This is a genomic window from Clostridium muellerianum, from assembly GCF_012926525.1.
Lineage (GTDB): Bacteria > Bacillota > Clostridia > Clostridiales > Clostridiaceae > Clostridium_AM > Clostridium_AM muellerianum.
The window spans coordinates 49,130-62,365 of sequence record NZ_JABBNI010000007.1 but is presented as its reverse complement, the minus strand read 5'-3'; the positions used below and the strand labels follow the sequence as shown (position 1 = coordinate 62,365).

Sequence of the window (13,236 nt, the reverse complement as noted above, 5' to 3'; positions counted from 1 at the left end):
ATCACATCATTTATGTACTTTAATATTTACCTTAACATCATAAAAAGTACTTCCTTTTCCCTGATCAGTAAGCCTTTGAGAAGTAAGTGTATTAACTGAACGATTTCCTGGTGTATTCTTAAGCCACCAAACTCCCTCAGTAACAACAACTCCTTTTGGGACTTTAGTTGTTATACTTAGCTTAAAGTCAGCTTCTCCTCTTTCGTTATAGGCAGTAACAAGTTCACCATCTTCTAATCCTATTTTAGAAGCATCCTCTGGATTTACCTGTAAAATCATTTTATTTGTTTTTAAAAGCTCTTCTCTTTCATTAAAGGATGAGTTTAATAGTCGTGGATCTGGAGCATTTATTAACCAAAATTCTGCATCATCTCCATGAGGTTTAAAATATCTTGGTAAAGGTTCATCCTCATTTGTATTCAAGATTTCAATTTTTCCTGAAGAGGTTTTAAATTGAGTCTTATATCCCTCAGGCAGTGGCAGCTCTACTGGCTTTCCTTCAATTAATGTTTCAATTTTAGTACCTGCAAGCCATGAAGTTGGCTTTTTAAGGATAGTATTTATTAAATCCTCAGCTGACTGCTTAAAGAAAGGTTTGTTTATTCCCATTGCATCTGCTAGCAAGCTAAATACTTCAAAATTGGATTTTGCTTCACCTACTGGAGATACTACTGGATAAGCTCTCTGTACAGCGTAGTAACCATAAGCACTATATAAATCACTGTGTTCAAGAGAAGTTGTTGCTGGCAAAATAATATCAGCATATTTTGCTGTATCAGTCATAAAACGCTCATGAACTACTGTAAATAAGTCTTCCCTAGCTAACCCTTGCAGTACCTTGTTTTGATCAGGAGCTACTGCTGCTGGATTGGAATGATATACATATAAACTCATTATAGGTGGATCATTCAATTCATTTAGAGCATTACCCAATTCAACCATATTTATAATTCTTGTTGTTTTTTCTTGAAATTCTTCATGAGTTACAAGTTTTTTATCAAAAGCATCAGATGCAGATACAGATGTAAGTAAACCGCCTCCAGCTTTTCCCCATGCACCAACAAGTGCTGGCAGACAGGTAATTGTCCTTACAGTCATTGCTCCATTACCATAACGTGACAAACCACTACCCAGTCTAATAAATGGTGCTCTAGCCTTCCCATACTGTACTGCCATATCTTCAATTACTGAAGCATCAATTCCAGTTATTTCACTTACTTTATCTAATGAGTAATCTGGTAAAACAGTATCTTTAAGTTCTTCATATCCCTGCACATACTTATTTATAAAATCTTTATCAATTAAATTTTTTTCCGCCATTACATGCATCATTCCAAGTGCTAGAGCACCATCAGTACCAGGTTTAACTATAATAACCCTGTCAGCAATTTTAGCTGTACCAGTTTCATATGTATCAATTAACCATACTTTTGCTCCCTTTTTCTTAGCCATACCTATATCATGAATAATATGAATATCCGTTGCTATTGCATGGATGCCCCATAAAATAATCAAATCACTTTCCTGTATCTCACTCGTATGAGGCCCCATAGTTTCTCCCATAACCGCATTCCATCCACATTGTTTAGCTGGTGCACAAATAGTTCTATCAAGTCTTGAAGCACCTAAACTATAAAAAAATGGATGACCTGAATTGCGCTGAACTAATCCCATAGTTCCTGCATATGAATATGGAAGTATTGCCTCTGACCCGTACTTATCAATAATTTCTTTCCAATTTGTTTTAATATGTTCAATAGCCTCATCCCAGGATATAGGCGTAAAATCACCACTGCCCTTAGCACCCTTTCTCAAAAGTGGTGTTAAAATACGTCCTTCAGAATGAACTGTTTTTTCATAATGTGCCATCTTTGGACAAAGTGTTCCCCTTGTAAAAGGATGTTCAGGATCTCCCTGTACCTTTACAGCTTTTCCATCTTCAACATGAACAATAAGACCACAGGTATCAGGGCAGTCATAGGGACAAACTGATCTAAAAATTTCCACAACTATTCCTCCTTATATTTTCACAAGTTTTTCATATTTGTATTTTAAAAATGATGCTCAAAAAATTAGTGTATAAAAAACTTTTAATTTTATATTTAATAGATTATAACACAAATTCAAGCTTTTCTAAAAGTGAATATAGCCTTATAAAAAAATTTATTATTTATACTAGTGCTGCCTTAAACTTTATAGTAATTAAAAATAAAAGCTCCTATTAACTTCCTTTAATTATATAGATGTCATATAATAATTTATATCAATATGGTAACTTATCCTTAAAGTACTGTAAAGCAAAGGATAAATCTATTATGTTACAATTATAAAAACTAATTAATTGGAGGATTATTATGAAATACAAAATAATAATATTTGATGCAGATGAAACTTTATTTGATTTTAAAAAATCTGAAAGACATGCTTTTAAAAACGCTATGCTTGAATTTAATATTGAATATGATGAAAATTATCACTTAAAAATATACAGTGATATAAATAAAGCCATTTGGAAAGAATTTGAGAAAAGACTAATTACTCAGGAAAAATTAAAGGTAGAAAGATTTAAAAGATTATCTGATAAATTAAACCTTGAATTTGATGAAGTTAAATTTGCCAAATCATATATGAAGCATTTAGCTAATGCATCCTTTTTATATGATGACAGCATATCTCTTGTGGAAAATTTGCATAAAAGCTATAAGCTTAGTATAGTAACTAATGGTCTTACAGATGTGCAAAATAAAAGAATAAGAAAATCCACTATAGCAAAATATTTTCAAGATATTGTTATATCTGAAGAAGCAGGAGTGTCCAAGCCAGATTCTAAAATATTTGAACTTGCTTTAAATAATCTAAAGCATACTGATAAAAGCAAGGTATTAATAGTAGGTGATAGCTTAACCTCTGATATACAGGGCGGTATAAATTCAGGTATTGACACCTGCTGGCTTAACTCAAACAAAATTGCAAATACAACAAAATTTAAACCTACTTATGAAATTTCTAATTTGATGGAACTTAAGGATATACTTAAATAGTATTAATATATAAAAATTTCCTTACTAATGTTAAAGTTAGTGTTATAAGTAAACAACTATTACTTTTTTGCTTAATATCTTTATAAGGGGGCCGATCTTTTACAAAAAACAAATTAATTCATGCTAAATACAACATGAATTAATTTGTTTTCTACTTTTATTCCTTAAAGTTAAAGCTTATTTATATTTTCACCATTTCATAAATTTAATCTATTTTTTTACAAACTGTCTTAGACATACTATCAATACTTATTTCATTTCTATACTCAACAGTTTCAATATTACAATTATTTCCTATTGTAACATTGTTCCCTCTTACTATCTTCGCTGTAGTATTTTCAAGAAAAATATCATCACCTTCAATTGTACTTGCTTCAAGTCCCTTAGTATTCATAAAAAGATTTAGCATTTTAACAAAAAAGTGCCCTCTTCCCAATCTTACTTTTATGATTTCTCCTCCTATATCTTTTACTCTACAGCTTCCATACATCTCTATATCAATATTCCCTGCATTTAAAAGTCCACCTATTTTAAATCCACCTCTTGCATTAAAACTTTCTGCCTCACAGTCACCATCTATGGAAACCGACCCTGATATTTGTATATTTTCTGTATGCAAACTGCCTCCTATTTCGGAAGATCCACTTATTTTCACTTTTTTTGCATTAACATTACCTAGTATATTAGAAGATCCACTTACAGTTATTTCATTAGTATCAAGTTCTCCCATTATTTTAGTACTGCCGCTAATTCCAACTGTTTCAGCCTTTACATTTCCATTCGCAGAAGATGATCCTGAGCACTTATAAGTGCAACATTCTATATCTCCTTCAACTTTAGCTGAACCACTGATTTTCACTTCATTATATTTTCCACCACTAATTTTTCCTGATCCAGAAATTTTCATATCAACTAATTTTTCTTCCATTTTAAAGCTTCCCTTCATTTACAAATTTATTTTTGATTTTAACTCTTCTACACATTCTCCAGCATTTATCTTTAATACAAGTACAGCTTCACTTTCAATATATATTTCATTGGGTATTAGCATTAAAAAACATATTCCTACCCCAAATTTTCTTATAAGTACTACATCGCAATATCTACCATCAAAGTTTTTGTAGTTTCTTTCTAAAGTATCCAGAACCAGTTTTCCTTCTTCTAAACTTGCCTTACCAGATTTGATAAACCTATCTACAATACTCATAAATAATAACTCATTAAAATAAAACCCAGTACTTTCTCTATGAGCATCCTTATATAGATTTATCGCAGTCTGTGAAACAATGTTTTGTTTCAATACATCATTTTCTTCCAAAAATACTGTTGAAAGATTTGGAGAAAATATTCTTGCTAGCTCATCTAAGGATATATCTTCTTTAAAATTTTTAATTTTTTCTATTCTGTCTAATATTTCATTTCTTGGGAAAAAGGTTTCCTGTCCTGTAAAGCTGGACTTTTTTATAAACCACTCTTCAGGTATAAGGTTCTTTCTCTTCCATCTGTATAATTGCCCATAGGATATATCCGTTATTTTAAGCAATTCTTTTTTAGAAATTAGATTTTCTTCTTCCATATGTTCATTCCCCTCTTTAGTCTGCTTTATGTAAACAGTATAACATAACATTGTTACGCTAGCAATAGTTGATTGAAAATAAAAAACTTAGCTATAAAAAGATTAAGAAATTATAACAAATAGCTGATGAATATGCGAAAATAAATACAAAGACAAGAAAAAAAAGAGCTGCTATTGAAGCTGCTCATATAAATTGGCTATTTGAGATGAAGCTTTTAACTCAAATATTAAGCAAATCTTAAACCATTTTTCTCTAAATAGTTAATTATTTCATTAACTGATTCCTTATAACTCAATAAGTAATGTCCCTTTACATCTAAGGTAATATGACTTAGGTTATTTTTATTTTTACTATTTTCAATTAGAGTATTACTCATTTTTTTACTTGGCCAGTAACTATCATTTTCGGCAGAAAGGAAAAATACCTTTCCTTTATAGTTATCAATATTTATTACTGCATCTCTATTAAAGTTTTTCTCTATAGACTTTTCATGGATTTTACAAAAATATTTGTTCTTTGCATCTTCTATATCATCTTTGTTAAAATCAAATTTAATATATGGTAATTCCTTATTGTTGAAGGTCCAAGAAGATTTAGATTGTGCCATACTCATACTAAAAATATCCCTTGGTAAACCTTGAAATACATAACAACCAGCTACCAGGGCAATAGTAATCGCTGAATCCATATAATTAGTTAATAATAACGCAACTTCTCCTCCTTTAGATTGACCAATAACAATAACTTGATTATCAGCTATTTTATACTTTTCTTTAATAAATTCAATAGCATTAATAAAGTATTCTATTGGAACCATTTCTAAAGATTCATTGAGATCCCTAACACCAAAATACGCTAGTAGTAAAACATTATAATTTAATTTTAAATAATTCAATAAATCTTCACTTAAAGGCGCTGGAAGTCCTGGTCTGCTGCCTCCTATAAGAACAACTAGTGGCTTACCCTCATTTTCATAAAAATCACCATAAATTTCTTTTAAACGATATTTTTCCATAGTAACCTCCCCTTAAATATTAACTGTTTTAAATATCAGTTACATTCTGCTTCTTCCTCTCATTTAGAAAATTTTTCATAATCTGATGTAATTACTTGGGTAATATATTTATTTACTTCTTCATGTGTGAAGTCAATATTCAATGCTTTTAGATGGTACGTACACAAAGAAAAGATTATGTCTTTTAAATCACTTGTAATTTTTTCATCAAGCCAATAAGATATAACGCCAAATATACTTTGAGTAACCAAGACCGAAGTTACATTTATATCATAGATATTTGATGGGTAATCTTTTTTTAAATGCTCTAATATACTCCTTAAATAAGTATTGGTCCTGTCTAATATCTCCCAGCGTTTCTTCTCAAATGATTCATTTATTCCCATAGACTTCACAAACAGTATTTTTGATAAACCCTTATTCTTTGCATATGTAGAAATTGCACAAGCCATTCCTAATGTAAATTTTTTAATATCACTGTCTTTTTCGTCAATAGAAGCGGTAGATGCAGCTTGTAAACTCATATTAGAAATTTCCTCATAAATCTGCTCTAAGACTTCTTCTTTGTTATTAAAGTAGGTATAAAAAGTGCCTACAGCTACAGATGCTTCATCAGTTATGTTTTTTATGGAAGTTTCAATATATCCTTTCTCTGAAAAGACCCTTGCAGCTGCTTCAAGGATAGTCCTTCTTTTTAAAGCACTTTTGCTTACTGATTTGTTTGAAATAGTATTGTTCATTACACTTTTTTCTCCTATATAATTAAAATTGAATTTGAATTCGAATTCAGATTCATTATATTTCTTTTTGTATTATGTGTCAATATTTTTTATAAAAAATAAAAGCCTATAATTTTGTTTTTTTATATGACAAAAGAGCAGATGATATAGATTTTTCCTCTATCAAATTAATGCTGCTTTTATTACATAAAAATTAATCGATGTAAGTAAAATTTTTTTTAATTTCTCTTGAAAAAAATAGAAAATGCTTTTATAATAAATAGCGCGAAAGCATTTGCGCGTATAATTGTTCAGCGTGAAATCAAGTAATTGGTTTCACGCTTTATTTTTTACATAAAATGCTTTAATTAACTAAGAAAAGAGGGACATATAGTATAGAATTTTACATGAAGTTACCAAGAAACAAGAAGGAGTTTGCATTATTTTTGACTGTGATTGGTTCATGGATAGGAAACAGGCAAGTGAGCATGGAGCCAATTCAAATGTTCTTTTATAAATGGCCACGCAATATCGTAATTTCCTTTATAGTAGAGGCGTTCATTGCACCACCAATAGCAAGAATGGTTATGTTAAAAATGCATAAGATTAATGATAAAACATAACCAAAGTTCATTATGAATTCAATTTTTGTTCCGATGGTTTACTGTAAATGCTTTTTCCGAATTCATAAGCGATTTCTAAATTGCCAGTATCTTCAATGTGACGCCTATCCTCTACGCCACCGCAACCACCTGCTAAAACCATACCCTTATCCGTCCATCCTAGGTAATTAATGACGTTAAAACGATAATAGGATTCTGCTTGTTCAAAAGTCCAAAATAAATTGTCGGCAGCAGTCATAAGCAAACCACAGTCTTTGTGAGGGAACTTTTCATATCTGCCTTTAGGTGGATTTTTGTCTTCTGCAGCAATGGCATACAGCCTTTCCAAAAATGCTTTTATTCTTGCTGAAATTGTCCAAAAATAAAGCGGTGAAGCAAGAATGATTGCTTCGCACTTGTCAATAAGCGGATATATGTCGGTCATTCCATCCTTTTGAATGCAAGGCTTCCCATATCTACAAGCATTACATCCAAGACATCCGTTGATTAGTTTATCGCCGAGAAAAACTTTTGTAACCTCGTGTCCTGCTTCAGTTGCACCTTTGATAAAAGCGTCAGCAAGCAAATCGGTATTTCCCTTTTTGCGACCACTGCCAATAATAACTAATATGTTTTTCATGTTAACTCCTCCAAAATATATAATTGTTTTCCATAAAAAATACTTAAATATAAAAATAACTATAACTTGCTTACAAACCCATATGTTTTTTTAACATATGGGTTAACTAATCTCTATTCCATTACATATGCACGCTCAAATCCTGTCTGAACTGCCTGTGCTATTCTACCAACTTTTATGCTGTCGCCTAATGGATACACCTTTGGGAGCTGACCTACTAATTCATTATAAAGCTCATCATTGGAACGTCCTCCAAGAGAAAGTATAATACGATCAGCTGGAATTGATACCATCTCAGAGTTTGTAATATTTTGAGCAATAATTCCTTTTTCTCCAACCTTAACCATCTTATGAGACAGAAGTATCTTTGCATTTTTACTATTTAGATTTTTTAATACAGTGACTAAGTTATCTGGTGAAACCTCTGGTGCAAGCTTATCTTGCATTTCAATTAAAGTTACATCATTACCCTTAAGTGCTAGATCTTCAGCAACTTCACAGCCTGTCATACCACCACCTATTACAACTACCTTTTCACTTTTAACATCAAAGTTTTTATCTAATGCTTGTTCAACAGTATAAATATTTTCCCCTGAAACACCTTCTATATTAGGGATAATAGGTTTTGAACCAGTTGCCACAAATACAGCATATGGATTCATTTTCCTAATCATTTCAGCTGTTGCAAATGTATTTAGCTTAACAATTACACCAAGTTTATGAAGCTGTGTTCTATAGTAATCAATAAGCCAAGACAATACCTCTTTATCTGGTGTACGCGTAGCAAGCTCTGCTGCACCACCAATGTAATTATTCTTTTCAAAGATAGTTACATTGCAACCACGTTTTGCTAAAACTATTGCTGCTTCCATTCCCGAAGGACCTGCTCCAACAATAACAACTGATTTTCCTACAAGGTCTTTTTGTAATGGTGGAAACTCTCTATCTCTTGCCAATCCTGGATTAACAGCGCATATACTACGACGGAATTTTGCAGTTTGATCCAAACAATACAAACATCCTATACATGGCTTAATATCCTCTGATCTATCTTCATAAGCCTTACGTGCCCAATCTGCGTCTGCCATCATACCGCGTCCAATTGCAGCATAATCCATAATACCTTCTGTTAATAACTTCTCAGCTTGTTCAGGCTTCTTGATTACATTAGTTGATATCACAGGTATACTTACTGCATCTTTGATTGCCTTTGTTATATATGATTTCCAACCACTCTTAAATGTAATAGGTTCAATAATATAGTAACGGCATTCTTGGTTCGCATTATTGACGTTTAACACATCAACACCAATGTTTTCTAAATATTTCGCTATTTTTACACCCTCTTCAAGATTGTATCCACCTTCAGTAAACTCATCTGCGCTGAAGCGAACACTTATTACAAAATCTTTTCCACATTCATTGTGAATTGCCTGAATAACTTCTGTTAAAAACCTCATACGGTTTTCAAAAGAACCACCATATTCATCTGTACGCTTGTTGCTATATGGACTTATAAATTGATTTATCAAATAACCACCAGCTGCAAGAATTTCTACACCATCAATTTCTGCATCTTTTAGAATTTTTGCAGAACACGCAAACTTTTGAACTGAGCGTTTAATTTCATCCAATGTCATTTCTTCAGGAATTTGATCATAAAGAGAAAACCCTACTGCACTTGGCGCAATAATACGTTTTCCTGTGATTTTTGATGGAACTGCCTGACGTCCTGCTTGATAAATTTGCACCATAACCTTTGTGTCATATTTATGTAAAGCACGTGATAGTTTAGTAAATCCTGCAGTGTGACGAGGATCAGTTAACTTAAGTTGTGCTCCAGCAAAAGATTGAGAGAATTCATCATCTACACTTGCATATGCTGTAATTATTAGTCCACAGCCAGCTTTTGCTCTTTCCTCATAATAAGAAATAAGATCATCAGACATTTCTCCATTAAATCCTGCTGCAAGAATTTCTAATGCAGGCATTACCATACGATTTTTTAATTTCAAATTGCTTATCTTCCCTGGTTTAAGTAAATTTGTAAAACTCATATATTTGCCTCCTTAAATATTAAAAAATTAACAATATCTATGATTCAAATATACAGTATAGAGTAACTCAAGAGTCAATATAAAAGTTTAAACATTTATATTCTAATTTTCTATTATGTTGTTACAAAAATTTGAACTCTTCTATTCTATAGGACACCATATCTCATAAAAGCGATAAGATTTTCCTTCATGAAAGCCCGTTTTCATTACTCGGCATAATATATCTCCGTTTAATTTAAAGTTGTGTTTTTCTAACCACCTGTATACAGTCTTTAATGACGAATAGTTAATAATTGTCGTTGCTTCTATTACTGTATATGCACATTTACAAGGAAGCAATTCTTTTACTGGAGGTTTATTGGGAATTTCAATTTTACTTGCAGTTTCAATATCAATAGAAAATCCAAACTTAGATTTATTCTCCAATTCAAAATCCATAGCATTTTCTAATGGAATCTCTACCGTACAGTCAAACAGATTGTGATAATTCATAACAGCTTCATAATAGGGATGGTTTACACTTTCTACATCCAGTTTGTTGTTATTTGCATAACTATAGATTAATAAATGAGGTCTTTCTTGTATTAAGAACTTATTTTTATATTTTAAAATCATTTCAGTTGCTCTTTTGATTCTCTTTATCTTATTTAATGCCATCTGCTGAAGTTCTATTGTTTTCTTAATTTCTTGTTCTCTTTGTTCAATCATATCATCCAGTTCATTAATCTTGGTGTTTTGGATCATGCTAGCAATATCAGATATTGAAAATTGTAAATTTTGCAATAACTTGCAATCGTATAACCTTCGAATATCATCCACTGTAAATTTACGATATCTATTATCATTGCATCTTTCTGGTTTGATTATATTGTTTTTTTCATAAAACCGTATTGCATCTGGAGTAATTCTCATAAGTTTAGCTATGTCACTTATCTTAAAATAATCCGACATTAAAATCCCTCCTAAAAATAAAAAACATACCACACTAATTTTAAAATTATGAAATTTAATTTGCTATAAGTTTAACAATATCCGTTATATTATATACTATGGACTAACTCCATAGTCAACATATAATCATTATTATTTTGATAATTGATTACTTTACCAACTCTGTGCAGTTATTCTATACCTTATTCATATGTAAAGCCACAATATAAAATCTTGCTCTCTACAAATAAGAGAGTATAATTGATTCTCTCCCAGAAAACAACCATTTTTTCTTCTCCATCATAGGATAATAGAAAAACAACCTACAGATGTTTAAAGTTTTAAATGTTTCTATATTGACTCTTGAGTTACTCTATACTGTATATTTGAATTGTAAACATTAACATGCAGAATTGATACATGAATTAAGCCACTTTGTAAGTAAAAGATGTCAAAAAAATAACAGCTATCATGTTGTTGTATAGGCAGTTCATCTATATGCTTGATATGGACTATCTTTTGCAAATATATTATCAATAAAAAGGAGATGTTGTATATGGAAAAAGAGAAATTAGAGTTGGGTAATCCAGCACCCACAATGTTATTCATTTTCACCATGATTACTATGATGTTTTGGGCACAGTACATGGGTATTGTTAAACCAGAGGCACAGTTACTTCTAGGATTATTTCAATTAGGTTGTTTCCCAGCTTATCTCATTGGTGGCATTACTTTTTTGAAAAAAGGTGACTCTATTAGTGGCAATACGTATCTAATTTTTGCTACCATATTTGGTGGACTCAGTGGATTTGGAAATACAGGAATTGGTATAGCAAGCTTTTTAGGCTGGCCAGTAGATACAACTATGCTTTCTATTCCTATTCTATGGTCTGGTATTATTGTAATTCCTATTCTTATATGTATTAGATATGCAGATGCCCTTACTTTTGTTGTGTTTACTTGTGGTTCATTGCTACTGATATTATCTGGTCTAGTAGGTTTAAGTGTATTTCCTACAACTATTAATCCATTAATCACAATTCTTTGCTTTATTGTTGCTGTCGGGGGGCTATATATATCTATAGCAACAATTTGTTCTTTTGGAGGAGTTTTTCTTCCTCTTGGAAAACCATTGTTTAAAAACAAATATATAGAAGAATCTACAATAATTAAAGATTCTTACTGTTCTAAATAAAATACATAATGCTAGCAAGAAAGCTTACCTCATAACAGCTAAACCAACTGAGGCTATTTTAAAATAGCCCCAGTTCTCGTATAACATAACAGTGTTTGAAAGTATTCCAAACCTGTCTTTTTCTTCTTTAAATATCGTAATGATAAAAATATTGTAAGAAAGATAAAAACTCACCTTGGTTAATTGATGATGGAGGAGAAGGTTAGAAGGTGCTTCCCTGGGCGAAAATGGTTTTGTAATATAATCCATCTACACCAATTTCAAATTTCATAATACAATCAAATTCTTCACCCCTGGCACTAAGCATAATAATTAGGATTTCACTTGTTTTTCATATTAATATCTTTTTTCTACTTACACCAAGAATTACAATCTTACCTTCCCTTCATATACAACAACCTTTGCATTAATTTATTCTTTAACCCATTTCTCATCATGATTAGTGCATTTTAGGTTATACTAAATAATAATTTTATATTATAAAATTATTAAGATGACTACTAACGGAGGTTTTTATGAATAATAAAATTAAAGTTGCACGATTATCTATCTATTCCAATACAACCTTAATAGTACTAAAATTGATAGTAGGGCTTATAAGTGGTTCTGTTAGTATTATTTCTGAAGCAATTCATTCAACAATGGATTTATTGGCTGCTATTATAGCATTTTTTTCAGTGAGAGCATCAGATAAACCAGCAGATGAAGATCATCCCTATGGTCATGGTAAATATGAGAATGTATCCGGTGTAACAGAAGCTTTACTTATTTTTATAGCTGCTATATGGATAATAGTCGAAAGTATAAAAAAGTTACTTCATCCCGAACCTGTAGAATCCATAGGAATTGGTTTTATTGTCATGTTTGTATCAGCCTTTGTAAATCATTTAGTATCTAAAAAGCTATACACGGTAGCTAAACAAGAAGATTCTATTGCCCTTGAAGCAGATGCTCTTCACCTTAAAGCAGACGTCTTCACCTCTTTAGGAGTTGGGGGAGGACTTTTACTAATTTGGGCTACAAAACTTAATTTTCTTGATCCTGTAGTTGCTATTCTTGTAGCCATATTTATACTTAAAGAAGCTTATCATTTATTAATATCTGCCTTCAGCCCTCTCTTAGATGTTAAATTATCTGAAGGAGAAATTAAAATTATTACTGAACAGATTAATAAACATAAAGCTATTTATTGTGACTATCATAATCTTAGAACAAGAAAATCTGGGAAAACAAAATATGTTGATTTACACCTAGTATTTCCTGAAAACATGACTGTTAAAGTTGCTCATACCTTATGTGATGTAATTGAAAATGATATAGAAACGCTTCTGAAAAATACTGAAATCTTAATACATCTTGAATCCTGTACAAAAACATGTATAGAATGTAACCTTTATGATAACAGTCATTGCATTGTACATGATAAAAGTAACCATTAAAAATATTTTCTTTTAGCAAAA

13 protein-coding genes are annotated in these 13,236 nt (G+C 31.2%); 4 read left to right on the top strand and 9 right to left on the bottom strand.

Features of this window, described 5'->3' with window-relative positions; translation table 11 throughout:
- Positions 1-6: 6 nt before the first annotated feature.
- A complete protein-coding gene (locus HBE96_RS03180) occupies positions 7-2,007 on the bottom strand; it encodes a molybdopterin-dependent oxidoreductase (protein WP_169296317.1) in 2,001 nt (666 codons plus the stop codon).
- 347 nt (positions 2,008-2,354) lie between these two features.
- On the opposite strand from HBE96_RS03180, the gene HBE96_RS03175 reads away from it, so the two are divergent.
- The gene (locus tag HBE96_RS03175; protein WP_169296316.1) at positions 2,355-3,041 is read left to right on the top strand and encodes a YjjG family noncanonical pyrimidine nucleotidase; all 687 of its coding nucleotides are present in this window, start codon (positions 2,355-2,357) and stop codon (positions 3,039-3,041) included.
- 205 nt (positions 3,042-3,246) lie between these two features.
- Here HBE96_RS03175 and HBE96_RS03170 read toward each other — a convergent pair whose 3' ends face one another.
- The 4 genes from HBE96_RS03170 to HBE96_RS03155 all read right to left on the bottom strand — a co-directional run bounded on the left by HBE96_RS03170 (position 3,247) and on the right by HBE96_RS03155 (position 6,373).
- Positions 3,247-3,969 (bottom strand): polymer-forming cytoskeletal protein, encoded by a 723-nt coding sequence (locus HBE96_RS03170; protein WP_169296315.1) that lies wholly within the window; start codon positions 3,967-3,969, stop codon positions 3,247-3,249.
- A gap of 18 nt (positions 3,970-3,987) precedes the next feature.
- Positions 3,988-4,617, bottom strand: coding sequence for a transcriptional regulator Cap37 (gene cap37, locus HBE96_RS03165; protein ID WP_169296314.1), 630 nt, complete (start codon positions 4,615-4,617; stop codon positions 3,988-3,990).
- 227 nt (positions 4,618-4,844) lie between these two features.
- Positions 4,845-5,633, bottom strand: coding sequence for an acyl-CoA thioester hydrolase/BAAT C-terminal domain-containing protein (locus tag HBE96_RS03160; protein ID WP_169296313.1), 789 nt, complete (start codon positions 5,631-5,633; stop codon positions 4,845-4,847).
- A 59-nt stretch (positions 5,634-5,692) separates the two neighbouring features.
- Entirely contained in the window at positions 5,693-6,373 is a 681-nt protein-coding gene (locus HBE96_RS03155; protein ID WP_206154815.1) for a TetR/AcrR family transcriptional regulator, read from the bottom strand.
- Between the two features lie 386 nt (positions 6,374-6,759).
- Here HBE96_RS03155 and HBE96_RS03150 point away from each other — a divergent pair, with 386 nt between their 5' ends.
- Positions 6,760-6,975 carry a hypothetical protein gene (locus HBE96_RS03150; RefSeq protein ID WP_206154814.1) on the top strand — a complete coding sequence of 72 codons (216 nt, stop codon included), beginning with the start codon at positions 6,760-6,762 and terminating at the stop codon, positions 6,973-6,975.
- A 10-nt stretch (positions 6,976-6,985) separates the two neighbouring features.
- On the opposite strand, the gene HBE96_RS03145 is transcribed toward HBE96_RS03150, so the two are convergent.
- The 3 genes from HBE96_RS03145 to HBE96_RS03135 all read right to left on the bottom strand — a co-directional run bounded on the left by HBE96_RS03145 (position 6,986) and on the right by HBE96_RS03135 (position 10,602).
- The gene (locus HBE96_RS03145) at positions 6,986-7,594 is read right to left on the bottom strand and encodes a flavodoxin family protein (protein ID WP_169296312.1); all 609 of its coding nucleotides are present in this window, start codon (positions 7,592-7,594) and stop codon (positions 6,986-6,988) included.
- A 113-nt stretch (positions 7,595-7,707) separates the two neighbouring features.
- Positions 7,708-9,651: an NAD(P)/FAD-dependent oxidoreductase gene (locus HBE96_RS03140; RefSeq protein WP_169296311.1), complete on the bottom strand. Its 1,944-nt coding sequence runs from the start codon at positions 9,649-9,651 to the stop codon at positions 7,708-7,710.
- A 141-nt stretch (positions 9,652-9,792) separates the two neighbouring features.
- Entirely contained in the window at positions 9,793-10,602 is an 810-nt protein-coding gene (locus HBE96_RS03135; protein WP_169296310.1) for a MerR family transcriptional regulator, read from the bottom strand.
- A 535-nt stretch (positions 10,603-11,137) separates the two neighbouring features.
- On the opposite strand from HBE96_RS03135, the gene HBE96_RS03130 reads away from it, so the two are divergent.
- Entirely contained in the window at positions 11,138-11,776 is a 639-nt protein-coding gene (locus HBE96_RS03130) for a hypothetical protein (protein ID WP_169296309.1), read from the top strand.
- A 24-nt stretch (positions 11,777-11,800) separates the two neighbouring features.
- Here HBE96_RS03130 and HBE96_RS26935 read toward each other — a convergent pair whose 3' ends face one another.
- Entirely contained in the window at positions 11,801-12,025 is a 225-nt protein-coding gene (locus HBE96_RS26935; protein ID WP_425350700.1) for a hypothetical protein, read from the bottom strand.
- 266 nt (positions 12,026-12,291) lie between these two features.
- On the opposite strand from HBE96_RS26935, the gene HBE96_RS03120 reads away from it, so the two are divergent.
- Positions 12,292-13,215 carry a cation diffusion facilitator family transporter gene (locus tag HBE96_RS03120; protein WP_169296308.1) on the top strand — a complete coding sequence of 308 codons (924 nt, stop codon included), beginning with the start codon at positions 12,292-12,294 and terminating at the stop codon, positions 13,213-13,215.
- Positions 13,216-13,236 lie beyond the last annotated feature (21 nt).

What these genes read in the sequence shown, in the direction of transcription:
- HBE96_RS03175 (WP_169296316.1), top strand. Translation starts at nt 2,355, where the DNA reads ATGAAATACAAAATAATAATATTTGATGCAGATGAAACTTTATTTGAT.
- HBE96_RS03170 (WP_169296315.1), bottom strand. Translation starts at nt 3,969, where the DNA reads ATGGAAGAAAAATTAGTTGATATGAAAATTTCTGGATCAGGAAAAATT.
- cap37 (WP_169296314.1), bottom strand. Translation starts at nt 4,617, where the DNA reads ATGGAAGAAGAAAATCTAATTTCTAAAAAAGAATTGCTTAAAATAACG.
- HBE96_RS03160 (WP_169296313.1), bottom strand. Translation starts at nt 5,633, where the DNA reads ATGGAAAAATATCGTTTAAAAGAAATTTATGGTGATTTTTATGAAAAT.
- HBE96_RS03155 (WP_206154815.1), bottom strand. Translation starts at nt 6,373, where the DNA reads ATGAACAATACTATTTCAAACAAATCAGTAAGCAAAAGTGCTTTAAAA.
- HBE96_RS03150 (WP_206154814.1), top strand. Translation starts at nt 6,760, where the DNA reads ATGAAGTTACCAAGAAACAAGAAGGAGTTTGCATTATTTTTGACTGTG.
- HBE96_RS03145 (WP_169296312.1), bottom strand. Translation starts at nt 7,594, where the DNA reads ATGAAAAACATATTAGTTATTATTGGCAGTGGTCGCAAAAAGGGAAAT.
- HBE96_RS03140 (WP_169296311.1), bottom strand. Translation starts at nt 9,651, where the DNA reads ATGAGTTTTACAAATTTACTTAAACCAGGGAAGATAAGCAATTTGAAA.
- HBE96_RS03135 (WP_169296310.1), bottom strand. Translation starts at nt 10,602, where the DNA reads ATGTCGGATTATTTTAAGATAAGTGACATAGCTAAACTTATGAGAATT.
- HBE96_RS03130 (WP_169296309.1), top strand. Translation starts at nt 11,138, where the DNA reads ATGGAAAAAGAGAAATTAGAGTTGGGTAATCCAGCACCCACAATGTTA.
- HBE96_RS26935 (WP_425350700.1), bottom strand. Translation starts at nt 12,025, where the DNA reads ATGGATTATATTACAAAACCATTTTCGCCCAGGGAAGCACCTTCTAAC.
- HBE96_RS03120 (WP_169296308.1), top strand. Translation starts at nt 12,292, where the DNA reads ATGAATAATAAAATTAAAGTTGCACGATTATCTATCTATTCCAATACA.